This window comes from Vibrio sp. McD22-P3 (assembly GCF_021568915.1).
Lineage (GTDB): Bacteria > Pseudomonadota > Gammaproteobacteria > Enterobacterales > Vibrionaceae > Vibrio > Vibrio mediterranei.
The window spans coordinates 194,900-220,475 of record NZ_JAKGTN010000008.1; the positions used below are offsets into that span (position 1 = coordinate 194,900).

Below are 25,576 nucleotides of genomic sequence, written 5' to 3' on the forward strand. Positions count from 1 at the left end.
GCGAGGTTGGCATTAAAATGACATATTCTAGATGATTATTCTAAAATACTGGTCTAGCGTTGGTTTTAATGTTGATTTTATCAATGAGTGAGAATGTTAATTCTGCCTGATAAGCGACTCAATCAGGCAGAACTCTTTAAGGTATGTTGTGGTCTTTTACGGCCTACAGCAGCGATTCAATACCGAAGTCTTGCCCATAATGCTCAACAACAAAATCGATATCTTTGTCGCCTCTACCAGATAAGTTGAGAAGAATAGACCCCTTTTCTCCCTCTTTTGCCAATTTCAGCGCGTAAGCAACGGCGTGAGCCGACTCAATGGCTGGAATAATGCCTTCCAAACGAGATAGCTCGAAAAAAGCATCAATGGCTTCTTTATCATTAATATGGCCGTAACTCACTCGGCCAGTATCTTTGAGGTAGGCGTGTTGAGGCCCTACCGATGGATAGTCGAGACCACTTGCCACTGAGTATACTTCTTGAGGCTCGCCTTCTCCGTCTTTTAGCATGTATGATTTGAACCCGTGCATAACGCCAGGCTCACCAAGTGTTAGCGTCGCAGCATGTTCACCTTCGATATGCAAATCGCGCCCTGATGGTTCGACCCCGTGGATTTTAACCTCTTCATCATTCAAAAACGCGCTAAACAGACCCATTGCATTAGAGCCTCCACCAACACATGCTACGAGATTATTGGGCAGTTCACCTGTCATTTCTTGGAACTGAACGCGGGCTTCGTTACCGATAATCGATTGGAAGTCTCGCACCATTGCAGGGAATGGATGGGGACCGACAACCGATCCAATGGCGTATAACTGAGTGTGCGGGTCCGCTAAGTAGGCTTCAAATGCAGCATCTACCGCTTCCTTCAACGTTTTTCTACCGTGAGTGGCAGGAATCACATTAGCACCTAGAATTCGCATTCTTACTACATTTGGGTGCTCTTTTGCGATATCGACTTCACCCATATAGATATCACACTCTAGACCTACTAAAGCCGCCGCTGTGGCAAGGGCAACGCCGTGCTGACCCGCTCCAGTTTCCGCGATGAGCTTTTTCTTACCAAGCTTTTTAGCAAGCAGTGCTTCGCCCAAGCAGTGATTAATTTTGTGTGCGCCGGTGTGGTTTAAATCTTCCCGTTTGAGATAAATAGGTGCGCCGTATTTATCAGAAAGATTTTGAGCGTGGAAGATTGGACTAGGGCGACCTACAAAGTGTTTATATAGGCGTGCAAGCTCGGCTCTGAAATCTGGATCTTGGCGGCATGAGTCGTAAGCTGCGCTGATTTCATCCATGATTTCTTGTAGCTGAGGAGGGATAAAACTACCGCCGTATTCGCCAAAATAGCCCTCATCGTTGGGCATAGGGTGGTTAAACGTATTTTCCATGTCTTTTGTGCCTCGTTGTTCTTTTATTAAGCACATTTGTTATAACGCAATTTGATGCATGTACACATAGGCTCATTTTAAACTTGTGACTGCCAACATGTCGTCCGGTTATTTAATTGGTAAATATTTGCGTCCAACAAAAAAGAGCCAGCAGTATGCTGGCTCTTTTTTAAATCCATAAAATCAGAGGCTTGGAAGTATATTCTCAGGCATCAATGCGTTATGAAGTGCAAGCTTGATAATTTCATTTGTCTTAGCGATATCCGGGGCGAAGTAGCGGTCCTTATCGTAGAACGGCACCGCCTCACGCAAGATTTGTTTACCTTGCTCTACTCGTGGTGAGGACTTCAGTGGTGCCCTGAAGTCCAACCCTTGTGCCGCCGCTAAGTATTCCACGGCCAAGATACCACGCGTATTTTCTGACATATCTTTTAAGCGACGAGCCGCAAAAGTTGCCATAGAAACGTGGTCTTCTTGGTTAGCCGAAGTTGGCAAGCTGTCAACTGAGGCCGGGTGAGCAAGGGTTTTATTTTCGCTTGCTAACGCGGCTGAAGTCACTTGCGCAATCATAAAGCCTGAGTTAACACCGCCGTTGTCGACGAGGAAAGGCGGTAACTTACTCAGGGCACTATCAATGAGCAATGCCATTCGACGCTCTGAAAGGCTGCCAATTTCTGCAATCGCTAGCGCTAAGCCATCTGCCGCCATAGCGACGGGTTCAGCATGGAAATTACCGCCGGAAATAATATCGCCGTCATCAGCAAACACTAATGGGTTGTCAGAGACAGAATTTGCTTCCACTTGGAGCGATTCTGCTGCGTTGCGAATCTGTTGTAGACATGCCCCCATCACCTGAGGCTGGCAACGCAGTGAATACGGATCTTGTACCTTCTCACACCCCTGGTGAGAATCACCCACCTCACTACTGCCTTCCAATAGGTGGCGATAGGCCGAGGCGGCGTCCATTTGTGCACGATGTCCCCTTACTCGATGGATGCGTGGGTCAAATGGACGACGACTACCCAGTGCGGCTTCTACTGACATTGCGCCGCATAGTGTTGCTGATGCGAACAGGTCTTCCGCTAAGAACAGACCTTCTAAAGCAAACGCCGTCGAGGCTTGCGTGCCGTTTAGTAGTGCTAGCCCTTCTTTTGGTGCTAGCGTGATTGGTTCAAGCCCAGCAATTTGCAAAGCCTCTAGACCACTAATGATTTTCCCGTTATGTCTCGCTTCACCTTCACCGAGTAAGATTGTGCTCATGTGAGCGAGTGGGGCTAAGTCACCTGATGCACCAACAGAACCTTTTTGAGGAACGCATGGGTAAACTTGCGAATTAACCAGTTCAATCAAGGCTTGGATCACTTTAAGTCGAATGCCTGAATAGCCGCGTGCAAGACTGTTGATCTTTAGCACCATCATCAGACGAACAGTTTCGTCACTCATTAGCTCACCAATACCGGCGGCGTGTGACAACACGATACTCTTTTGCAGGATCTCGAGATCTTCTGGCTCGATGCGTGTATTGGCTAACAATCCAAAGCCAGTATTGATGCCATAGACCGTACGATCTTCGGCGATAACTTGCTCTACAATTCGAGTGCTGGCATCAATGTCTTCAACCGCTGAAGGATGCAAAGATAAGCTCACAGGAGAACGGCTGAGTTGGCGTAGTTGCCCTAACGTTAGCTGACCTGGCTCAAGAACTAATTTCAACATGGTGTACTCCTTAAGCTCGGTTATCATCATTTTGATTCAGCATTGGCAGATCTAGGCCCTGTTCTTTGGCACATTGTTTAGCGATGTCGTACCCAGCATCGGCATGGCGCATTACGCCAGTTGCAGGGTCATTGTGTAAAACGCGTGCAATACGTCGAGCAGCATCATCGCTACCATCACAGCAAATGACCATTCCACTGTGTTGTGAGAAGCCCATTCCTACACCGCCGCCGTGGTGCAGAGAGACCCAAGTAGCACCACCTGAGGTGTTGAGTAAGGCGTTCAATAATGGCCAATCGGACACTGCGTCTGAGCCGTCCATCATACCTTCGGTTTCGCGGTTCGGGCTGGCTACTGAACCTGAATCAAGATGATCACGACCAATAACCACAGGTGCTTTTAGTTCGCCATTCTTAACCATTTCATTGAAAGCCTGACCCAAACGCTCACGATCTTTCAGGCCTACCCAGCAGATACGAGCAGGTAAACCTTGGAACTGAATACGCTCACGCGCCATATCGAGCCAGTTATGCAGATGTGGATTATCAGGAATCAGCTCTTTGACTTTTTGGTCTGTTTTATAGATGTCTTCCGGATCACCAGAGAGTGCAGCCCACCGGAAAGGTCCGATACCTTCACAGAAAAGTGGACGGATATACGCAGGAACAAAACCTGGGAAATCAAACGCGTTTTCTACCCCTTCTTCCAACGCCATTTGACGAATGTTATTCCCGTAGTCAGTTGCTACCGAGCCGCGTTGTTGCATAGTTAGAATGGCTTCAACTTGCACTGCCATTGAGGCTTTGGCCGCTTTCACCACGCCCGTTGGATCGCTTTCACGTTGCTGTTTAGCATGTTCCATGGTCCAGCCTTGCGGTAAGTAACCGTTAAGAGGATCGTGTGCTGAGGTTTGATCGGTGACAACATCTGGCGTGATGTTTTTCTCTACCAATTCTGCATAGATATCAGCGGCATTTCCTAGTAGACCAACTGAGATTGGTTTGTCGCTATTCTTAATAATGGACAATGCTTCATCGAGGCTATGCGCTTTGGTATCGACATAACGAGTATTTAGACGATAATCGATACGAGATTCGTCACACTCTACAGCAATCATTGAAAAGCCAGCCATAGTCGCCGCGAGTGGTTGAGCGCCGCCCATACCGCCAAGGCCACCTGTTAGAATCCACTTGCCATTGGCATCGCCATTAAAATGTTGCTTGGCAATCGCCACAAAGGTTTCATACGTGCCTTGAACGATGCCTTGAGAACCAATGTAAATCCACGAACCTGCCGTCATTTGGCCGTACATCATTAGGCCCTGCTTATCCAGCTCGTTGAAGTGCTCCCAATTGGCCCAATGTGGGACAAGGTTGGAATTGGCAATTAATACGCGTGGGGCGTCTTTATGTGTAGGGAAAACGCCGACGGGTTTGCCGGATTGAACTAAGAGTGTTTGATCATCTTCAAGACGTTTTAGGACTTCGACGATCTTGTCATAACACTCCCAATTGCGCGCCGCTCGGCCGATACCGCCGTAAACCACTAATGATTGAGGATGCTCAGCAACTTCGTCATCAAGATTGTTCATCAGCATGCGCAGTGGTGCTTCTGTCAGCCATGATTTGGCATTTAGCTCAGTACCATGTGGTGCCTTGATTTTGCGAGTTGCATCTAGACGAGCATTATTACTATCAGTCATCTTGTTTTCCTTTTGAATGGTGGACGCCAAGTTGGTTCGTTATGCGGCGTCGCACTGTGTTTCACGTAATTGGTTGTTAATTGTTATCTATTGTCTATTTTTGCTGCTTGGACATTGCCGTCAGCATTTGCCAACAGAGCCTAGCGGCGAGTTTGGCGGTGCGATTGTCAATGTCATAAGTAGGGTTATATTCAGCGATATCCGCCATCAGCAACTTATTGTTGTGCTGTAATATCGCGTCAAAAAATGGATAGAAGTGTTCAATGGATAAACCAATCGCAGCGGGAGCACTGACTCCCGGAGCAAGCGCTGCATTGAACACATCTAGATCGATTGTGAGATAGAGGTAGTCGACGCTGGCAATAAACTGTTCAAGTTCCTCAAGCATTGGTGTGTGGGGGGTAAGCAGTAGCTCTGTGTCTTCGATATAGCGAACATTCAAGCGCTGCGCTTTATCAAATAAGGCTTGTGTATTGGAAGTTGAACTGATGCCGATACAAAGGTATTCGAAAGCGAGTTGCTCTGATTGGCAGTGGTCAGCAATTTGCGAGAATGGCGTTCCAGAGCTCGGCTTTAAGGGCACGGTTTCAGATTGATACTCTCGAAGATCGAAATGAGCGTCGAAATTGATGATACCGATTCTAGGAGTGGGTTCGCTTTGGCGTAGATAGTTTGATAGCCCTAAGAAAGATGACCAAGCGATTTCATGTCCACCGCCGAGCACAACGACAGGTCCATGAGAGAGGGCATTGGTAATGATTTTGGCCGTTGTACTTTGATTTTGTTCCAAAGATGTGTTTTGTGAGCCTGAATTGCCTAGGTCTAAAATCTTAGTTTCTGAGTGCCAAGCCAAATTGCTTAAGGCACCACGGATAGCATCAGGTGCCGTTTTAGCGCCAACTCTACCTTTGTTTCTAGACACGCCCTCATCGGTTTCAAAACCTAGAAGTTGAGCACCACAAGTGTCTGACATTAGCTCATGAATCTGTGTAATGACGTGATGAACTCTGAGACGCTTCTCGCCATCTTCTAGGTCGTCACGGCCAGACCAAGTAAAACTGTGCTGAGTATTGATTGCTTTAGGCGACATGTTCGATACTCCCAGCAAAGATACGTTGTTTAAGTCCTTTCAATCCATACTGATAGCTAAGCTCGCTCGGATGGTCGATATCCCAAATGGCTAAATTGGCTTTAAATCCTTTGCGGATTTGTCCTATGGTGTCTTTCTGACCAATTGCTGCCGCAGCATGGCATGTCACACCACGAAGCGCTTCTTCTGGCGTTAGACGGAATAAGGTACAAGCCATATTCATCATTAACTGTAAGTCTGCAAATGGAGAGGTTCCGGGATTAATGTCGCTACCGATTGCCATTGGCACGTTAAACTCACGCAGCCATTCAATGGGTGGCAGCTGTGTTTCTCTTAAGAAGTAAAATGCCCCGGGCAAAAGTGTTGCTACGGTCCCTGAAGCGGCAAGAGCTTTTACGCCCGCTTGGTCCAGATACTCGATATGATCGACCGACTGTGCTTTGTATTGAGCGGCAAGTACACTGCCGCCAAGATTACTGAGCTGCTCGGTGTGCCCTTTGACAGCAAGACCATGCGCTTTAGCTGCGGCAAAAACACGTTCAGTTTGCTCTAGAGTAAATCCTATGGATTCACAAAACACGTCTACAGAATCTGCCAAGTTGTGTTTTGCGACGTGAGGGATGATGTCGTTTACCACGTAGTTTATGTAGTCGTCCGCTCTATCCTGATATTCAGGGGGGACAGTATGTGCTGCGAGTAACGTCGTGGTAATACTGACGCGTCTATGGTTTTCTAACGACTTGGCGGCCACCAACATCTTCGCTTCATCTTCTAGCGTCAATCCGTAACCTGATTTCACTTCGATAGTTGTACAGCCACTTTTAATCAAACTGTCCAATCTTGGTAGGGCAAGTTCAATTAGCTCGTCCACAGAGGCGGCACGAGTCGATGCAACCGTACTGTTAATACCGCCACCACGCTGAGCGATAGCTTGGTACGATTCGCCGTTTAAACGTGCTTCGAATTCTTGTGCTCGACTCCCAGCAAAAACCAAGTGTGTATGGGGATCAATCAATCCGGGTGTCACAATACTGCCAGCGCAATCGAGTACTGGACAATCTGAGCACTCTTTTGGCGTATTGCCGTAGAGTGTGGATAGGTCTTCACCTATAGCGACAATTAACCCACTACGAATAAGCAGGTAACAAGGCTCCGTAGGAGTGTATCCACTTGAACCTTCTTCCATAGTAACAAGTCGGGCATTTTTAAGAATTAAGTGCATGTTCAATCCAGAGCTTTATTGTATATACAAATATTTAGTCGAATATATACAATTGATCAATAGTGCATCGTACAAAATGTGATCTAAGCGTCTAAGATTTGAGGTTTCAGTAGATGATTAAATAGAAGGATCAGGTTAGGTGATTTTAAACCTTAACGGCGGTAACTCTGTGGCTTAACTGACTGATATACATGATCTTAAACAGAAGTAGGCCACTATACGGTGACCTACTGAAGTGAGTATAATTTGCCAGATATAGGTAAGATTAGAAGTTAAACTTCACTCCAAGGTTGGCAGACTTGGTATTGTAGACGGCGATGTTGTGAATTTCGTAGCTAGCTTGAATCGCAAAGTGTTCCGTGATGTCGTAGCCAAGACCGAGTCCGTATACGGATGCAGTGTCGGAGACTGATGAACCGTTGACCGAAACGTTAGTTTCAACTTCAGAATTAATTTTGTGGAAACCTAGTTTTGCTATCGCGTAAAAACGATCGCCCATATAAAGTTTTGGGATGACATTGATTCCGTATGAGGTCATCGACAAGGTGTAATAATCACTGAGGAAAGACTCTTTGGTTGAACCAAGGTTTTTATATTCTAGCTCTGTACCAAGTACAAAAAAGCTACCCAAAGGAAAATCATAGCCGCCTTTCACTGAGTAGCCATTTGTCACTTCGTTACTGCTTACAAACGCTGCGTCGTAACTCATTTTTGAATAAGAGGCACCAACGTAGAAGCCTCCGTTGGCTAAAGGTGCCGTAGAAAAAGCGGCGATGGCTAAAGAAAGTGCTAAGACTGTTTTTTTCATTCTGATTTCTCACTGGTTTGTGTGGTTATTATGCGAGAAATCCTAACATTGGAACTTAGGTATTGGGGTAAGCCAACGTAAGCTAACTCGTTGTATTATCGTTAGTTAGCTTACAAATTAGTGAGTTGTTTAGTTTGTTTAATTCGAGAGTATTACACGTGACTAAAGGGTGACTTTCGAGCTCAGCTGATAGCGGCTACCGGGATGGTAGAGCAGGGCTGTACTGATAAGGCGGTCGTCACTCCAAGTTCTTCTGTGGAGCAATAAACAAGGCTCCTTTGTCATCATTTTGAGTCTCTGACCTATTTCATCATTACAAATAATGGCTTCGACGGTATGTTCAACGGCAGTCATTGGGCAGTTTAGCGTCAAGTACTCGTTTGGAGTGACTTTCGAGAAATCTTGTTTGTAATAGTCAGGTGCAAACTTTGCGTTTACCCAACGACATTCCAACTGAATAGGAAGGTCGTTTTCTTTGTGTAAGATCTCACTGTAGTAAACCGAGCTCCCCAACATAACGCCTAGCTTGGTGGCGATATTCTGGTCGGCTTTGGTTGCGAGGTGTTTAATGACATCACACGAATAAGTTTTACCGCGAGAAGCGACTTCTTTGGCGATGTTCCGTGTATCAAGTAGAGGACTCTCAGCCTTTTCACTCTGCTTTTTTACGAACGTACCAAGCCTTGGCCGTCGCTCTAATTTTCCTTCACCCACCAGATCCCTAATGGCTTTATTAACGGTCATTCGACTGACAGAAAACTGTTCGGTGAGCTCCATTTCGGTTGAGATACGCTGTCCAACAGGCCAGTGCCCTTGGTCTATCTTCTGTTCGATATATTGTTTGATTTGAATATACAGGGGCTCAGCAGACATTAACGACTCGTCACTCGATAAATTGAATATACAAATGGTTGTCGAAATTGAATTAAAATGCAAGGAGTGAGATGAATTCCTATCAAATTTGTGGGCTGGGTGCGCAACTACGATAACAACTTAAACCTCGATCCTTGCCTCAACTTTGAAAAATACTCTTCTAAATCATAAGTCTGTCACTATAAATCCGCTAAAATGCACAGTTCTTAGTGTTGAATTTACCTGTCAGTCAAGGAAGGGCAATGAAAGCGGTATTTGTTGGAGATGACTCTTTTTTCCCATCGAAGATCTTGTGCGTAGGCCGTAACTACGTCGAACACATCAATGAATTAGGGAATGAGATCCCTGAAGATATGGTGGTGTTCAACAAACCAAACTCTAGTATCGCATCAGAGCTTTATTCTTACCTTGATGAGCCTCTTCATTACGAGGCAGAAATTTGCTTCCTTATCCGCAACCGACAACTCTACGCAGTGGGCTTTGGATTAGATCTTACCAAACGAAGCTTACAGTCTAAGTTGAAACAGAAGGGTCTGCCTTGGGAAAGAGCTAAAGCGTTTGATAACTCGGCCAAATTTAGCCGTTTCATTCCATTATCAGATATGGATGTCTGTGAGCTTGAGGTGGAGTTGTTTATCAACAGTATGCGAATGCAACTAGGTGGCACCAAACAAATGTTGTATAAACCAGCTGTGATTTTGCAAGAACTGGCTTCTTACACTGAATTGCAAGATGGAGATATTGTGATGACCGGGACGCCCCAAGGGGTTGGCGAGATTGTTTCTGGTGATCGTTTCTTAGGACGTGTGAAGTATCTAGGCAAACCCATTGTCGAGGTGGAATGGCTGGCGATTTAGGTTAGCAGACGGTACATTTTTATTGAACTATCAAGTTTCTTTAGCTGACATTTTGAGCCATCACTGCGAACGTGATGGCTTTTTATTTTATGTTAAGTCATCTTTGGCTTCGATAAGCGCGTGATGACTGACTGAACCTTTGGTTCGTGCGGTAAGGTGCGGAAGGTATTCCGGATCATTCATAAAGTCTTTGGCCGCCTGGTGTGAAGGCCACTCAATAATAATTCGCAGAGCAGGATCCTGTCGTTCACCTTCAAGACGCTCATGGTGATTAGTTCGGGCCAGATACTTACCTCCATATTTAGCGACAAGTTTATTTGCCGGACCAATGTAGTCAGATACCCAATCTTGACTTGTTGGTGTCACTTCTAAAACTGAATAATACGTAGACATATCGCCTTCCTTCTATTGATCATTAACTATTGAAATCACCAAACCTTATCTATTGAAATCACCAAACCTTATCTCGATGCAGGTCCGTTGCTATTGACCTAACTTTAGAGTGATAGCTGTTTGCAAACTATGCTTGTTTTCCTGAAATACTTTATAGATAACGTTTATAATCGTCCGATATTTGCATTATTATTTAGATATTGAATGCCATTGGTGAAGTGTCATTGTTGTGTAAGTGCGTCGCTAGGTTTTAATTTACTTACTAAGTGAGTATGCCTACTGATGTTTTGAGATAAGGGAAATCATGAATGTTGAGCATCTAAAACTATTTGTTCGTCTTGCGGCAACGCACAATATTAGTCAAGCTGGCCAAGAGCTAGGCTTGTCGCCAGCCGTAGCAAGTTCCTATATCAGTAAGTTAGAGAGCGCTTTAGGTGTTAGGTTGGTTCATAGAACAACCCGAAAAGTATCGCTAACCGAAGAAGGAGTAGCTTTTCTCCCGCACGCGGAAGAGGTATTGGAAAGTATAGAAATAGCCAGAGCATCGGTAGGAGCGGGGAATAGGCTACCAAGTGGTGTTCTACGAGTTTCTGCTCCGGCGTCTTTTGGACGTATGCATTTGATTCCAGCCATGCAGGCTTTTATGGATGCACATCCGGGGTTAAAAATCGATTGCCGACTCTCGGACTCTATTATCGACTTAGTTGAAGGAGGATTTGATGTTGCAATAAGGAATGCGGCCCTCAAAGATTCAACATTAGTGGCACGTAAACTTACCAGCGATACTAGAATTGTATGTGCATCTCCTAGTTACCTCATTAAACATGGCAAGCCAACTCATCCTACTGACTTGCTTGAACATAATTTTGTCTGTTTAACTGGCTTTGAAAATTGGACATTCGAGACACCAGATGGTCCGGTATCTGTGAAGCCTAAAGGCGAGTTTAAAGCCGACAATGGTGAAGCAGTAAGAGACGCTTGTGTGCATGGATTAGGAATAACGGTAAGCTCTGCATGGTGTTGCTACGAGTATCTAGAGCGAGGGGAGTTGATTCCGATTCTAGAAGACTACCCTTTGATATCTGAAACCGCTATTTGGGCGGTCTACCCAAGTTCGCGCTTGCTAGCGCCAAAAGTTCGAGCGTTTATCGACTTTTTCTCGGACTATTTTGGAAGCCAGCCATATTGGGAACTTGAGAAGCGATGAAGTGGGCAGTCTAAAGTAGGCCACCACACTAGCACGTGACCTCTACCAAGCAAACGTATGAATAATATTATCTTTTGCTAAAGGATTCGCCACGATGGCTCGATCTATATTTGCCAAAAACTGATCGCGTGAGTCAAGTAAGAAACCTTTTTGAGGTACAAGGTTATTACCGTGATCACCCCAATAGAAAGTATCGATATTGAGGTTTTCTAACAAATATTTTTCTTCTTCCAGTACTTGCAACTGAGTTGGCATAATAAACTCGCCACGTTGCACTTCTTGTTCCATGATGGTACCCGGTTGAATCGCGAGTGCCATGGGCGCAATTTGTTCTGGATTGGTGATATTCAATAATTCAGTCGTTGCTACGATATGTTCTTTCGAACGCTCACGACCACCTAATCCAAAAATGAAAGAGAGCAGCGTCTCAATTCCGGCTTCTTTCGCTCTTGCCATTCCTTCGATCGCGTGTTGTGCGGTCATACGTTTCTTGATTCGCTCCAGCACGACAGGATCTCCAGATTCCAAGCCGGAATAACACATATCCAGTCCTGCATCTTTGATCTCTTTAAGCTCTGAGACCGTCTTTCTTCTAAAGTCATTTAAGCCGCTGTACATCGAAATCTTAGAGGCTTCGGGAAACGTGTTGCGTAGTTTATCCAGTAACTTAACAAGGTACTCGGTGCGCGCTGCCATAACATTACCGTCGATTAAGAAAATAGAGTCCACATGAGGATAGATGAATCTTGCGTCGTCAACATCCTTAAAAACAGCGTCAAGATCTCGAACTTTGAAGCGTTTGTCGTCAAACATGCTACAAAAAGTGCAAGTATTAATACTGCAACCTAGAGTGGTCTGAATCAAGATGCTGCGCGCTTCGGGCCAAGGCCGATAAACTTTACCTTCATATTGCATATATGTTTCTCCAATGAACAGCACCAACAGTGCGTTCGATGCGTTGTTTATTGCAGAGCGGAGATTATCAGGTGTCTATTCTGTTGATAATTGATAGCTATAGATAATCAGTTTTTAGATTATGTATATAAATTGATGTTTCGGATGAACCAGAGTCGAAAGCTGTTAGTGATAAAAAAGCCCCTTGAAGCGTGGCTAAAAGGGGCTGTGTTCCTTTTTTACGGATTACGATAAATCGATGACTACCGTATCACCGTCTACAATGAGCGTTAGTTCACTACCGCAAACGCTGTGTGATACCTGCACCTGTTCCCCGTTGTTCTTATTAGGGACAAGCAACGTAAGAATGTCGTGTTGTTTTGATGCAGAAAATTCTACTTCTACATGACGGTGGATCTCGAGATCTTGGAACTCGTAAGGGTCCACATCGCCAAAGCCTTCGACGTTGGTCACTGACGTAATTTTCTCAGCGCTCTGATTGATAAAGCTCACATCTAGATGTGCTTTGTCACCGTGGATAGCAAATGACTTTTGAGCTGTCTCGGTATTAAACGTGGTATGCATTAGCCAAGTGAGATCTTTCTCTTCGCCAAAGCTCGCTTTGTCTTGGATGACAAAGAGCTTGCCTTTCACGAACCAAATCTTACGTTTGTAGGATTCGATATCTGGTGTAAAGAACTTGTAGGATTCGGTTGCATCGCCCTCTACAAATTTGACGTCAGAGTCTGTGTCATAGTCTGTGATTTGACCGCCTGCTTCGATACAGAAGCGGTCTTGGTGACCTTCAAATTTGGTGTTTTTGTTCTCTCCGTACTGCCCTTTGCCATTAAACAGGGGCAAGTTCTTAGAAAAAGTATGACGACGCCACTTTGTATGCATATCGACGCCAAAGCCACCATAGTAGCCGGTGATAGACGCTAATGTTTCACCAAAGGCATGCAGAGTAAACGCATTTTGGTCGCCGTGTGAATGGCTGATTGAACCAAATGGTGAACATTTAAAGACCATATGGATATGGTTATCACGTTCAGTCATATTGTTGTGGAAAGCTGCCCAGCCTGTGATAGGGAATACTTTTAACAACGGATCGTTTGACGGCGCTTTTTCTTCAGGCGCATCCCAAAGAATATTAAAACGAAGATCGTCATAGCCAAAGTCCCACCAACCAAAGTTATAGAACTTCGTATGTGCTTCAGTATCACGGCCTTTCAGCTGGTTGTAATACCAAACGTATTCAGGCTTTTGATTTACTCCAGCATAATGCTTGATGTTATAGGCAAGTTTTAACCCAGGGAAGTCACCGATAGAAGATTGGTCGCAGAAGCTGGCTCGTTTCGAGTGAACTGGCATGCAATAAAGTGGGAAGTCTCCTGTGTTTTCGTAGAATGTTTTATTGAACATATCTACACCACAGTAGGCTTTTAACAGATCGAATGCTTCACCTAGGAAGGCTGTTTGAGTATTCCAATAATCTGGACCTTCTGCCCAGCCACCATCTTCACCACCCCATGGCGGATAATGGACGGCATAGTACTCCAACGCATACGCAATATATTCACCAGCTTTAGGATGGTCGTGATAGAGAGCAATACACGTCGGGATAATAGCGGAAGAAATAGAACGAACGCCGTGACTGTTCAATGGATTATTTAATAGGTCAACGGTGACCTTTAGGTGATGCATAATTTCGTCTAAACGAGTCACTAATGCCTCACGTACTATTGAACGTTCCTCTTCAGTAAAGTGACCATGTAGCCAGTCATAGCCCCAAGCCATTGCTGCGATGACGCGGAAGGCTGCTTCGTCGTTGTAGCCGCGAGATGTTACACCGTCTGGATCATAGGACGCGAGTTGGAGCGTCCAAGCTTTAGCTTTGCCAATAAGTTCTTTATCGTCTTTGACAATGCCTGCGATCGCAAGATTACGTGTCGCATTGAGCGCCATCTGGCAATCAACATACATTTGACGCCAATAAGGTCGCCAAAGAGAGGCTTTGCCAACCGTTTCTTCTGGGTAAGGCTGAGGTTCTGGATAAGGTTCAGTATCGTAAAATTTGGCCGTCGAGTTATTCATGAAGTCATCGAACATGCAGTGAGATTCATCTTTTTTAACTCTTGATTTAAATTCGGCTAGTTCATTGGCTTGGATGAGTAGGCGAGGACGAGCCTCTGCAAGGTTATCTAGGAAGGACAGGTCAAAGTCTCGTTTCTGAACTTCAATAGGTAGTAGGTCAACCAAGTTACCAGCAGAAGTGTCGTTTTCCAGCTTCATGGCCTTGATTGCATCGAATGATTTGTCGTTACTCATACCAACTCTCTTGTATATACGAAGTATGTCTAAAGGGAATAGAAGTAATATGCCATATTGTCATACAATAATAAAATACTTCTACGAGTGGTTCATGGTTTTTTACGTATTTTGTGAGCAATGACAGAATCCACGCCTTCCGTTGTTCTAGAGACATCAGTTTTCCAGTTTGTCAAAATTTAAACGGTAATCGACAAGCCACCATCACAAAAAGTGACCTTTTATTTTTATCCTTGCGAATCTCTAATTCTCTAACTAGCCTTTAGTTAACAAAAATATAACAAATTGTTTTGTGTTGTATTTTATTGATACCGGACTCAATAAGTAAGTGGTTATCATGTGTATGACTGTTTACTTGTGCAGTTTGGCTTTATTTTTGAAACTCATTTTCGAGTTGATAAAACCTAGTTGGTCTTCGTTAGACGTCGTCGAATCACAGTTAGTTGGGTTTTGATTGCGGGCTTTACCATCCTGAATTGTTTGATCACTCTTCAGACGTGCTTGGTATAAGTCATAGGGGAACCACGTTAGGACAAACGTGGCTAGGCAAAGGAGAAATCTTTTGAAGAGATTGCTGACCATTCGCTTATGGATTGGTGTGGCTGCTGCGCTAATCAGCCAACCTCTCATCGCCGAGTCGAGCGGCTATAACTTGACTAAAGGCGTTACTGATATCAGTAACCAAGTTTATGACTTGCATATGCTGATTTTCTACATCTGTTGTGCCATTGCATTTGTTGTATTCGGAGTGATGTTCTACTCCATTTTCAAACACAGAAAATCTCGCGGCGCCGTCGCCGCTAACTTCCACGAAAGCACCAAAGTTGAAATTGTCTGGACGGTTATTCCGATTATCATATTGATTGCGATGGCGATTCCCGCAACCAAAACTTTGGTGGCAATGGAAGATACGTCTCAATCCGATATCACCATCAAAATTACAGGCTCGCAGTGGAAATGGCACTACGAGTACTTTGGTGAAGATGTTAATTTCTTCTCCTTGTTGGCTACATCTCAAAAGCAAATAGACGGTATTGAAGAAAAAGGTGCTCATTATCTACTAGAAGTAGACAATCCACTCGTCGTACCCATCAATCAAAAAATCCGCTTCTTAATGACATCCGATGATGTAATTCACTCTTGGTGGGTGCCGGATTTTGCCGTCAAGAAAGACACAATCCCAGGCTTTATTAATGAGGCATGGACCAAGATTGACGAGCCAGGTGTTTATCGTGGTCAATGTGCCGAACTGTGTGGTAAAGCTCATGGGTTTATGCCGATCGTCGTTCAAGCCATGGAGCAGAGTGATTACGATGCATGGTTAGCAGGAAAGAAACAAGAAATGGCATTGGCAGCAGCGGAAGCAGCAAAATCTCTTGATGCCACACTTCCACTTGATGAACTGATGACAATTGGTGAAGAAGTGTATGCGGGTCGTTGTGCTGTCTGCCATCAAGCAAACGGTGAAGGTATCACGGGGGCTTTTCCAGCCATTGCGGGGAGTGCAGTTGCGACGACCGGAGATGTGTCGATTCACATCAGCAAAATTGTTGATGGGGTAAATGGAACAGCCATGCAGTCGTTTGCTAACCAATTGACAGACAAAGAAATAGCAGCAGTAGTGACGTACCAGCGAAATGCTTGGGGTAATGATACGGGAGATGCAGTACAAGCCTCTGATATCAATGCGTTCAAAGCGCAAGATGGGGAGCAAACCAGCTCCAAGGAGTTATGATGAAAACGGATCCTATGGAAACAGTTAAGTCGTCAACAGCGACGGATGCAGAGATGAGTCGTGCGGAAAGCACGGCCGTTATTGAAGACGATCATCATGATCACGCCCCTTCAGGTTGGGCAAGATGGGTATACTCCACTAACCATAAAGATATCGGGACATTGTACCTGTGGTTTAGTTTCGCCATGTTTCTTACTGGCGGCGCAATGGCAATGGTCATTCGTGCAGAGCTATTCCAACCGGGCTTACAGCTTGTAGAGCCAAATTTCTTTAACCAGATGACCACAGTTCATGGCTTAGTGATGGTATTTGGTGCAGTAATGCCTGCATTTACTGGGTTGGCTAACTGGATGATCCCTATGATGATCGGTGCGCCAGATATGGCATTACCGCGCATGAATAACTTAAGCTTTTGGATTCTGCCGTTCGCCTTCCTGATTCTATTGTCATCTCTCTTCATGCCCGGTGGTGGTCCTGATTTTGGTTGGACATTCTATGCACCACTTTCTACAACCTATGGTCCCGATAGTACGGCATTGTTTGTTTTCTCGGTACATATCATGGGGATTAGCTCCATCATGGGGGCAATAAATGTCATTGTTACCATTTTCAATATGCGCGCCCCTGGGATGACGTTGATGAAAATGCCACTCTTTGTTTGGACTTGGTTGATTACAGCCTTCCTGCTTATTGCGGTGATGCCAGTGTTAGCGGGTGCTGTGACAATGGTGTTAACAGACAAGTATTTTGGAACCAGTTTCTTTGATGCAGCGGGTGGCGGCGACCCTGTGATGTTCCAACATATCTTCTGGTTCTTTGGCCATCCAGAAGTGTACATCATGATTTTACCTTCTTTCGGTATCGTCTCTGCAATCGTACCAGCGTTTAGTGGTAAGAAACTGTTTGGCTACCACTCTATGGTTTATGCGACGTGCAGTATCGCACTGTTGTCTTTCTTGGTTTGGGCGCACCATATGTTTACTACAGGGATGCCGGTATTCGCAGAGTTGTTCTTCATGTATTGCACTATGCTGATTGCTGTGCCAACGGGTGTGAAAGTATTTAATTGGGTAGCAACCATGTGGCGCGGTGCGTTAACGTTCGAAACGCCCATGCTGTTCGCCATCGCCTTCATTGTCTTGTTTACCATCGGTGGTTTTTCTGGGTTGATGCTAGCTATCGTGCCGGCGGACTTCCAGTATCACGATACCTATTTTGTCGTGGCTCACTTCCACTATGTATTGGTGTCTGGTGCTGTGTTCTCAATTATGGCGGCCGCTTATTACTGGCTGCCCAAATGGACAGGACATATGTACGACCACAAACTTAGCTTGTGGCATTTTTGGTGCTCGGTTATTTCGGTCAATGTGCTGTTTTTCCCGATGCACTTCTTAGGATTAGCGGGCATGCCAAGGCGTATTCCTGACTATGCAATTCAATTTGCGGATGTAAACCAGATCGTCTCAATCGGCGGTTTTGCCTTTGGTCTGTCGCAGTTGATTTTCTTATGGTTAGTAATCAAGTGCATTAAAGGTGGAGAAAAGGCCGAAGCCAAACCTTGGGACAGAGCGGAAGGGCTAGAATGGACAGTCCCAAGTCCAGCACCGCATCACACCTTTAGTACTCCACCCAAAGTGGATTAGAGAGGTGACTTATGAGCGAGCAAAACCGTAAGTCAAATAAAAAGTTAGTAACGTGGCTTAGTGTTGCTGTTATCGGCATGTTTGGGTTCGGTTTTGCTTTGGTTCCGTTGTACGACATTATGTGTGAAGCATTGGGTATCAATGGTAAAACCAATACGGTGTCTGCGGTGCAACCCGTCGGAATGAGGGCGGACATCTCGCGTACGATTCGTGTTGAGTTTATGGCACACATCAATCCTGATATGCCGTGGACCTTTAAGCCCGAAACCATCTACCTTGATGTTCATCCCGGTGAGGTGATTCAAACTGCTTATTTGGCAAAGAACAATGCGTCGCAATCTTTAATCGGGCAAGCAGTGCCATCTGTATCTCCGGGCACTGGCGCTGCTTATTTTAATAAAATTGAGTGCTTTTGCTTCAACCATCAACCTCTTGATGCTAATGGCGAAGCGGAGATGCCTCTAATTTTCTATATCGAACCTGATATCCCCGAGTCAATTCACACACTGACTTTGTCGTACACACTCTACAACATCACAAGCAATGCAAGCGTGCAGGATGCCGTTGAACGCAGTAAGGGTAGCAAAAGCGCACTTAACAGGGAGTTAAGCTATGAGTAAACCTCAATCTTATTACGTTCCAGCTCAGAGTAGTTGGCCAATCGTGGGGGCAATCGCGCTGTTTTTAGTAGCGGTTGGGGCTGGGCTCACGGTTCAACATTTAGAAACTGGTGGGGCGGGTAGTGTCATTGGTAACGTTACTCTAGCGCTTGGCTTTGTCGTGTTGTTGTACATGCTGTCAGGTTGGTTTAGCAACGTTGTCAGTGAATCATTGTCAGGCTTGTATTCAGATCAGATTACGCGTTCATTTCGTCAAGGGATGAGCTGGTTCATTTTTTCTGAAGTGATGTTCTTCGGCGCTTTTTTTGGGGCGTTGTTTTATGCACGAATGATCTCCGTCCCTTGGCTTGGCGGGGCAGACAACAATGTGATGACTCACGAAGTTCTGTGGCCTAGTTTTGAAGCAATTTGGCCTTTGACGACAACGCCAGCAGGTGACACGACTGAGGCGATGCCATGGCAAGGTTTGCCATTGAAGAACACTATCATACTACTGCTTTCTTCGATTACGCTGCATATGGCGCATGTCAGTTTGGAGAAAAACAAACGAACGGCGCTTATCGTCTGGCTTGAGATTACCATCGTACTAGCGGTGTTTTTCCTCTATTACCAAGCGGTTGAATATGCGCATGCATATCAAGATATGGGACTGACCTTACAATCTGGGATATACGGCAATACCTTCTTTATGCTGACTGGATTCCATGGCCTACATGTGTGTTTAGGAACGATCTTCTTGATTGTACTCTTGTTCCGAATCGCTAAAGATCATTTTACTCCCAAAGACCATTTTGCATTTCAGGCTGGCAGTTGGTACTGGCACTTTGTTGATGTGGTTTGGTTGTGCCTCTTTGTTTTTGTTTATGTACTTTAACTCAAGTTTTAGAGAACTGACTTAATAAGGGCGGGGATTAGGAGCAAGCAATCCACTTTGAAGGGCGATGATCAAAAGAATAATAACGATCGCAGAAAATAAGACACGGCGACCCAGATAGTGACTCATGGGTTTATCAGAATTAGGGTCGTCTCGCACCATTCGAATTAAGGCAAGCGCTAAGTTAAAGATGATGAAAAGTAACAGCAGTACTAAAACAATCTTAAACAATAGTGTCGGTGACATTGAGGTTCCTCACGTGGTTTGGTTCAAATCGGTGAAATTCTGGGTCGGCTTTGTATTAACTGTGGTTGTGTTTTCTACTTTGGTCAAATTAGGTTTGTGGCAGCTACAGCGAGGTAACGACAAATCACATATGGAGTCGATGTTGACTCAGCGAAGTAAGCAGCCTCCGATTTCTTTGAGCTCTGTCCATTTTTCAAACACGCCTCAATCGAACAGTAATTATCTTGATTGGATAGGTGTCACCGTCTTTGCTGAGGTCACGCCTCTGCCAGAGCTTTTTTATTTGGATAATCAGACCTTTGAAGGACAAGTTGGTTATTTGGTGTTTCAGCTTATTATCGATGACCAGTCACGCTTTTTGCTTCTTGAACTGGGTTTCGTTAAAGGAATGGAGCAAAGACAGTCATTGCCTGTTGTTGAGCCTTTAACCCAACCTCTGATGATAACCGGGCGTTTATATCAAAAGATGGACAGCCCTTTAGGTAATGAGCTCTACCCTGAAGATTTTACCTCTTCGATTTCTACCAGATTTCGAATTCAGAACTTAAATATAGGTTCATTGGCAGAGCTTACTGGTAAGCCCCTACAAGCATGGGCGTTGCAGCCTATCGATTCAACAACGCCTTATGCTCACCCTTGGAAACCATTGTCTATGAACTCGAGCAAACACTATGGGTACGCTTTTCAGTGGTTCTCCATGGCGTTGGTATTTGCCTTCGTAGTAGGTATTGCCGTGTATCGATGGGCCAGAAAAACTCATTCAACAAGACATTAGGAGCGTTTATGAGCACAGGGATGACGACACATTCGCTTAAGCCCAAAGCCGTGTTAAAAGGACGACTTACGCTATTGGCGTTGATTCTGTTTTTTGCGTTGCCGTTTATCGTCGCGAAGGCGATTCTGAGTAACCATTGGTATGAGTCTGGCGTGACCAATCATGGTCGGCTGTTGGAGCCTCGAGTAACGTTTGAGTCACTGGGAATGGTGAACCCTCTTCAAGGAGAGAGTTGGCAGCTTGGTTTTATGCTTCCTGCTACATGTGATGATGCATGCTTAAATCGCTTATACGTCATGGGACAAACATACTTAGCGCTAGGAAAGTATAAAGAGCGCGTGACACCTGTTGTTTATGTACAGACCGGACAAGTACTGCCTGAACTACCGGATTCGGTGACCGTGTTGACCGTTAACGATGCTTTCTCGGCTTTAGTGCCATCACAAGGGTATATCATTACCGACACGTTAGGTCAAGTCGTGATGTTTTTTGAACCCACAACCAAGGAACAACAAATCGCCCATAGCAAGGGGTTGTTATCCGATCTAAGAAAGTTACTCAAGTTATCGCGAGTAGGGTAGAAGCGAAAGGTTGAGCACACCAGTGTTGAAGGCATAAGGAGTTGCAATGAGACTGATAGATTTGGTGAAAGGGGCGTTAGTTCTGACCGTTGTTGTCATCGCAATGGGGGCTTATACACGCCTTGCTGATGCTGGTTTAGGTTGTCCGGACTGGCCAGGTTGTTATGGCCATCTTACGGTTCCGAGCAATAACGTTGATGTTGCCGTTGCTAATACTCTTTTTCCCGAGCGAGCGGTGGAGCCTCATAAAGCTTGGCTAGAAATGATACACCGTTATTTGGCAGGATCTCTGGGTCTGGTTGTGTTCGCGATGACCTACCTGGCATTAAGATATGAGCGTACACGACTAGGAGTGGCTTTGCCGTTGTCGTTATCTTTAGTGATTGTCTTCCAGGCTGCATTGGGGATGTGGACGGTGACGCTTAAGTTGATGCCAATTGTAGTCATGGGTCACCTGATAGGCGGCTTTACGATGTTTTCTTTACTATTTTTCACATATTTAAAACTACGTCCGAACGTGATAGCGACGCGGCAGGATAATAAAGCGAAATCTAAATCTGCGGTAAGTGCGACCTTTCAGCCAACAGTGGTTGAAGCTAATATCGTGACTGGTGAGCCAAAGATAATTGGTCGTCGACTCAAAATATTGGCTGGCTTGGCTCTTACCGCAACCATCTTACAAATAATACTCGGCGGTTGGGTATCTTCAAATTACGCTGCTGTGGTGTGTACCGCTTTGCCGATTTGTGAAGGCGAATGGGTGCGCTATCTCGACTTTAAAACCGCTTTCACTCCGGTTCATTCTGGCTTTGATAATTACGAATTTGGCGTACTTGACTATGCTGCACGAATGACCATCCATGTGAGTCATCGTTTTGGTGCGATTGTGGTGACTTTACTCGTTGGGATATTAGGCCTGAGCTTGCTAAAACATAATCAACGCCTGGTACGCAACGTCGCAGTGCTGTTATTAGGACTGTTAGCGATTCAACTTGCACTTGGGGTGAGCAATGTGGTGTTCCATTTACCTTTGCCAATAGCTGTTATGCATAATCTGGGCGCTGCGCTACTTCTATTAAGCCTAATTCAAGCTAACTATATTATGTGGAATATACGGTACGCTCAATCAGAAAAGCCGACACTGACAGTTATTGAGTCGGAGAATAAAGTTGAGAGACTGAAAGCATCTGGAGACAAGGAGAGTTCTCTATGAATAAACTGACAATGGCGGCGACAAGTCGTGTGGATTCCGTCGTTAAACCAAGACTCAACTGGCGTGTGTATTTAACATTGACCAAACCGAAAGTGGTCGCATTAATGATCTTAACAGCTTTGGTTGGGATGTGTTTGGCGATACCGGGAGCCTTGCCTGTTCAGGCTACCGTGCTGGGATTGTTGGGTATAGCTTTAATGGCTGGTTCTGCAGCAGCTTTCAACCATCTAATTGACCGTCGAATTGATGCTGTCATGGCTAGAACCCATAAACGTCCGTTGCCATCAGGAGACTTGAGTGTTGGTAAAGTCTTTACTTTTGCACTGAGTATTGGCGTATTAGGTTTTGCAATATTAGCTTTGGGGGTGAACTGGTTAACCGCTTGGCTTACATTCGCTAGCTTGCTTGGCTACGCTGTTGTGTACACCTTGTATTTAAAGCGAGCGACGCCACAAAATATTGTTATCGCAGGTATTGCTGGTGCGATGCCGCCGTTGTTAGGTTGGACCGCGGTCACAGGAGAGCTGCACGCTAATGCTTGGTTACTGGTAATGATTATCTTCATATGGACGCCACCTCATTTTTGGGCATTGGCGATTCATAGAAAAGATGATTACGCGAAAGCCGATATTCCTATGCTTCCGGTGACTCACGGGATTGAATACACCAAGACTTCTATTTTGCTTTATACCATTTTGTTGGCATTAGTGTGCTTATTACCCGCCTTAGTCGGAATGACAGGATTGTTGTATTTGGCCGGTTCGACCTTCTTGAGTGCAGGTTTTATCTATTATGCTTGGAAATTAAAGTATGCGGCAACAGAAAAGACAGCAATGGATACTTTTAAATTCTCCATTATGCATTTGATGATTTTATTTGTAGTGTTGCTGGTGGACCACTACCTACCAATTTAATTCTTCAATAATAAAAAAACAGCCATCACAAGGTGATGGCTGATAGGGCGTTTGGATTTAAACTAGCTGCCAGGAAAGATCTTCGGTCATGTTAATCCATCCCATCTAACAAAAGTGCAGTTTAGAATTAGAACGTGACGATAGCGCCAACACGTCCTGCTGTATCTTTGTCGCCTTTAAGGTCTTGTGAGATACCTGCGTAAGTCGTGAAGTAATTAGTAAATTTGTAGTGTACGCTTGCCGCGATGTTTTGTTTGTTATCTTTTGCTTCATCAAACTTTACTTGTTGGAATGTAGCTGCAAGACGAACTTTCTCGGTTAGATCATACTTAGAAGCGACTTCAAACCCTTTGTATTTTTGCTCTAGAAGCTGTCCCTGAGTATACAGTGCACCTAAGTAAACACTATTTAACTGATAGCCGGCACCAACAAGTACGTTTTGGCTAGTAGCATCATCTAAGTTAGTTTCTGTGCCACTTTTATCTATAGATTTGACATCGACTTCTTTTTGATATGCGTAACCTGCACCGAAAGATAGGTCACCTAACTGATATTTGGCAGCTAGACCATAACCTTGATCTACTGTTCCAGATACTTTGTCTAAATTTCCTGCATTGGCCGCAGTCGCAAAAATATCGCTACTTTTAACCGTAGCAGTAGAACCACCACCGTTAAGGTTTGCTTTTACAGTCAGACCACCATAATTACCAATATAAAGTAGTTGGTTTTCTGCGCGATCCGCTGTAGCAGTTTTCTTTCCTGCTTCCGCGCCAAATGCGTCTAAGATGTCGGTGTAGTCAGTAATGATACCTAATGAACCGTCAGTTTTACCGTATTGAAGTTCGTTGTTTTCACCTGCGACGCCCACATACAAATATCGATTCTCTGACAAACCATCCTTATTGTATTCATTTTCATAGAAACCTTTGGCATTTACACCATCTGCGATTTCAGTTGTAGCTCCAATGTTTAAACGAGCACGACTATTGTCGGCCACGGTTCTATCATTACTGCTCTTGTCAAAATCAGCACGCGCTTCAGCTCGACCGCCCACTGCTAGGTTCAGATTATCACCTTTATATACGTCAGCTGCATTCGCTGCCGTTGCTGATAAACCTGCAATAATAGCCGCTGTTAAAAGAGAAACTTTCTTCATGTTAAATCCCTATTTAGTCTCTAATAAGTTTTATTATTAATACGCTCTTGGCTCGTCGTATCTATAAATAGGCTAAATGATTATTAACAAAGCTATAAGTGCAGACAAATGGAATTAAAGTTTCAGTAAATGGCTAATAGAATATATTTCCGACGATGATCTTTATGGATAAATTAATTTATATTTAAAAATAGGCTATGAGTTACGGTATGTCGGTACTTGTGAGGGTGTTATGTAAGTTCGGGTAATGTTATGTATTAAATGTAATATTATGTCGTATTATAAAGGCGCTAGGTTTATATAAAACTGTATAGTTAGATAATAATGTTTATACCTAAAAGTATGACGTGGTTAAAATAATTGGCGCTTACTAATAATGTGAGTATGGATAAGAAATGACCATAACATACTATTACGGCCATAATTTGAATGTTCTGTCAGAAAGTAGTGCTTAGGTTTGCGCAGTGTTAGCGCTGGGTTACTTCTAGCTTTTTAAACAATAGCGATAATGAAAAGCAGAGCAAAAAGTAGCACAGACCCACGATTAACCAGATCTCGAATATCAATCCAGATGAATTAGCGATTTCAGTGCCAACAAATGTCATCTCTTGTATCGAGATCAGTGAAACAATCGAGGTGTCTTTGACTAAGGATATGGCTTGACCGGCTAAAGCGGGGCTTATAGTAGTAAGCACTTGAGGGGCAATAACATCACGATATTGATGCCATGTAGACAAACCTAATGATTGGCCAGCTTCCCACTGACCTTTTGGTATAGCGTTAAGCCCTGCTCTGACAATTTCAGCGACATAGGCTGAGGAAAGCAGACCTATGCATATTACGCCGGATAGTAAGTTCTCCCATAGTGATTGGGGGCCGAATAAGAAGGATTGCCAGCCACTGATTTCACTACTGCTACCACGAAGTAATTCAGATAACCCCAGTAATGGAATTAGCTGATTGGAAATGAAGAAATAGAAAATAAATATGAATACGAGTGGTGGAATATTCCTTACTAGCTGAATAAAGATATTTGCCGGAACCCGCAAAAACACCATATTTGAGTGCTTCGCTAGTCCAAGTAGAGTGCCTAGGGAAAGCGCCAACAGCATACCCCAAATACTAAGGCGTAATGTCGAGATAGCGCCTTGAACGAAGTAGGGCAGTCCACCATTGCTAGTGGGAGTAAACACCAACTCAAAAGCCTGAGACCATCGCCAATGGTAATTAATACCGATGGAAGAGCGATAGCCGAACCACGCTAGTAGTACAACCAGCACGGTAATAAGAACAAGATCCAAAGTGGATAAGCGCCACTTCTTTTTCATTGCACTATCGCAAT

General features: G+C 44.5%; 23 protein-coding genes. 10 read left to right on the forward strand and 13 right to left on the reverse strand.

From position 1 onward, the window contains the following. Nucleotides 1-163: 163 nt before the first annotated feature. From trpB to hutC, 7 genes are all read right to left on the reverse strand, one after another. The gene (gene trpB, locus L2W36_RS11735) at nt 164-1,363 is read right to left on the reverse strand and encodes a tryptophan synthase subunit beta (protein ID WP_236110138.1); all 1,200 of its coding nucleotides are present in this window, start codon (nt 1,361-1,363) and stop codon (nt 164-166) included. A 207-nt stretch (nt 1,364-1,570) separates the two neighbouring features. Beyond that, the gene (gene hutH, locus L2W36_RS11740) at nt 1,571-3,103 is read right to left on the reverse strand and encodes a histidine ammonia-lyase (protein WP_236110114.1); all 1,533 of its coding nucleotides are present in this window, start codon (nt 3,101-3,103) and stop codon (nt 1,571-1,573) included. Between the two features lie 10 nt (nt 3,104-3,113). Continuing rightward, nucleotides 3,114-4,805 carry a urocanate hydratase gene (hutU, locus tag L2W36_RS11745; RefSeq protein WP_198558711.1) on the reverse strand — a complete coding sequence of 564 codons (1,692 nt, stop codon included), beginning with the start codon at nt 4,803-4,805 and terminating at the stop codon, nt 3,114-3,116. Nucleotides 4,806-4,899: 94 nt separating this feature from the next. Beyond that, the gene (hutG, locus tag L2W36_RS11750; RefSeq protein ID WP_236110115.1) at nt 4,900-5,895 is read right to left on the reverse strand and encodes a formimidoylglutamase; all 996 of its coding nucleotides are present in this window, start codon (nt 5,893-5,895) and stop codon (nt 4,900-4,902) included. After that, a complete protein-coding gene (hutI, locus tag L2W36_RS11755) occupies nt 5,885-7,117 on the reverse strand; it encodes an imidazolonepropionase (RefSeq protein WP_236110116.1) in 1,233 nt (410 codons plus the stop codon). Before hutI ends, hutG begins: the two co-directional genes overlap by 11 nt. Nucleotides 7,118-7,382: 265 nt before the next feature. Then, nucleotides 7,383-7,925, reverse strand: coding sequence for a porin family protein (locus L2W36_RS11760; protein WP_236110117.1), 543 nt, complete (start codon nt 7,923-7,925; stop codon nt 7,383-7,385). A 162-nt stretch (nt 7,926-8,087) separates the two neighbouring features. After that, nucleotides 8,088-8,798, reverse strand: a complete 711-nt coding sequence (hutC, locus tag L2W36_RS11765) for a histidine utilization repressor (RefSeq protein WP_236110118.1) — start codon at nt 8,796-8,798, stop codon at nt 8,088-8,090. Between the two features lie 242 nt (nt 8,799-9,040). Here hutC and L2W36_RS11770 point away from each other — a divergent pair, with 242 nt between their 5' ends. Continuing rightward, nucleotides 9,041-9,655: a fumarylacetoacetate hydrolase family protein gene (locus L2W36_RS11770; protein ID WP_006069131.1), complete on the forward strand. Its 615-nt coding sequence runs from the start codon at nt 9,041-9,043 to the stop codon at nt 9,653-9,655. 87 nt (nt 9,656-9,742) lie between these two features. Here L2W36_RS11770 and L2W36_RS11775 read toward each other — a convergent pair whose 3' ends face one another. After that, on the reverse strand, nt 9,743-10,048 hold the full coding sequence (locus L2W36_RS11775) for a DUF1330 domain-containing protein (RefSeq protein ID WP_236110119.1): 306 nt from the start codon (nt 10,046-10,048) through the stop codon (nt 9,743-9,745). Between the two features lie 304 nt (nt 10,049-10,352). Here L2W36_RS11775 and L2W36_RS11780 point away from each other — a divergent pair, with 304 nt between their 5' ends. Further along, nucleotides 10,353-11,255 carry a LysR family transcriptional regulator gene (locus tag L2W36_RS11780; protein ID WP_031494167.1) on the forward strand — a complete coding sequence of 301 codons (903 nt, stop codon included), beginning with the start codon at nt 10,353-10,355 and terminating at the stop codon, nt 11,253-11,255. A gap of 42 nt (nt 11,256-11,297) precedes the next feature. On the opposite strand, the gene L2W36_RS11785 is transcribed toward L2W36_RS11780, so the two are convergent. Further along, complete coding sequence (locus L2W36_RS11785; RefSeq protein WP_006069128.1) at nt 11,298-12,170, reverse strand: radical SAM protein; 873 nt, start codon at nt 12,168-12,170, stop codon at nt 11,298-11,300. A 225-nt stretch (nt 12,171-12,395) separates the two neighbouring features. After that, the gene (locus L2W36_RS11790; protein ID WP_236110120.1) at nt 12,396-14,477 is read right to left on the reverse strand and encodes a DUF4962 domain-containing protein; all 2,082 of its coding nucleotides are present in this window, start codon (nt 14,475-14,477) and stop codon (nt 12,396-12,398) included. A gap of 562 nt (nt 14,478-15,039) precedes the next feature. Here L2W36_RS11790 and coxB point away from each other — a divergent pair. From coxB to L2W36_RS11810, 4 genes are read left to right on the forward strand one after another with little or no spacing between them, the layout of a single operon-like run. Next, nucleotides 15,040-16,212 (forward strand): cytochrome c oxidase subunit II, encoded by a 1,173-nt coding sequence (coxB, locus tag L2W36_RS11795; protein WP_198558716.1) that lies wholly within the window; start codon nt 15,040-15,042, stop codon nt 16,210-16,212. A 14-nt stretch (nt 16,213-16,226) separates the two neighbouring features. Continuing rightward, entirely contained in the window at nt 16,227-17,855 is a 1,629-nt protein-coding gene (ctaD, locus tag L2W36_RS11800; protein WP_373455203.1) for a cytochrome c oxidase subunit I, read from the forward strand. An 11-nt stretch (nt 17,856-17,866) separates the two neighbouring features. Beyond that, entirely contained in the window at nt 17,867-18,475 is a 609-nt protein-coding gene (locus tag L2W36_RS11805; protein ID WP_006069123.1) for a cytochrome c oxidase assembly protein, read from the forward strand. Then, nucleotides 18,468-19,349 (forward strand): cytochrome c oxidase subunit 3, encoded by an 882-nt coding sequence (locus L2W36_RS11810; RefSeq protein WP_236110121.1) that lies wholly within the window; start codon nt 18,468-18,470, stop codon nt 19,347-19,349. The genes L2W36_RS11805 and L2W36_RS11810 overlap by 8 nt, the downstream gene beginning before the upstream one ends. A 21-nt stretch (nt 19,350-19,370) precedes the next feature. On the opposite strand, the gene L2W36_RS11815 is transcribed toward L2W36_RS11810, so the two are convergent. Then, nucleotides 19,371-19,595 carry a DUF2909 family protein gene (locus tag L2W36_RS11815; RefSeq protein WP_081411502.1) on the reverse strand — a complete coding sequence of 75 codons (225 nt, stop codon included), beginning with the start codon at nt 19,593-19,595 and terminating at the stop codon, nt 19,371-19,373. Between the two features lie 13 nt (nt 19,596-19,608). Between L2W36_RS11815 and L2W36_RS11820 the strand changes: the two genes are divergently transcribed. From L2W36_RS11820 to cyoE, 4 genes are read left to right on the forward strand one after another with little or no spacing between them, the layout of a single operon-like run. Continuing rightward, the gene (locus L2W36_RS11820) at nt 19,609-20,370 is read left to right on the forward strand and encodes an SURF1 family protein (protein ID WP_236110122.1); all 762 of its coding nucleotides are present in this window, start codon (nt 19,609-19,611) and stop codon (nt 20,368-20,370) included. 8 nt (nt 20,371-20,378) lie between these two features. Further along, on the forward strand, nt 20,379-20,951 hold the full coding sequence (locus L2W36_RS11825; RefSeq protein ID WP_236110123.1) for a hypothetical protein: 573 nt from the start codon (nt 20,379-20,381) through the stop codon (nt 20,949-20,951). A gap of 46 nt (nt 20,952-20,997) precedes the next feature. After that, a complete protein-coding gene (locus L2W36_RS11830) occupies nt 20,998-22,164 on the forward strand; it encodes a COX15/CtaA family protein (RefSeq protein ID WP_006069118.1) in 1,167 nt (388 codons plus the stop codon). Nucleotides 22,165-22,175: 11 nt separating this feature from the next. Continuing rightward, entirely contained in the window at nt 22,176-23,078 is a 903-nt protein-coding gene (cyoE, locus tag L2W36_RS11835) for a heme o synthase (protein WP_236110139.1), read from the forward strand. 127 nt (nt 23,079-23,205) lie between these two features. Here cyoE and L2W36_RS11840 read toward each other — a convergent pair whose 3' ends face one another. Together L2W36_RS11840 and L2W36_RS11845 are read right to left on the reverse strand one after the other, a co-directional pair. Further along, on the reverse strand, nt 23,206-24,234 hold the full coding sequence (locus L2W36_RS11840; protein WP_236110124.1) for a porin: 1,029 nt from the start codon (nt 24,232-24,234) through the stop codon (nt 23,206-23,208). 467 nt (nt 24,235-24,701) lie between these two features. After that, nucleotides 24,702-25,562, reverse strand: coding sequence for an amino acid ABC transporter permease (locus tag L2W36_RS11845; RefSeq protein WP_050798568.1), 861 nt, complete (start codon nt 25,560-25,562; stop codon nt 24,702-24,704). Nucleotides 25,563-25,576 lie beyond the last annotated feature (14 nt).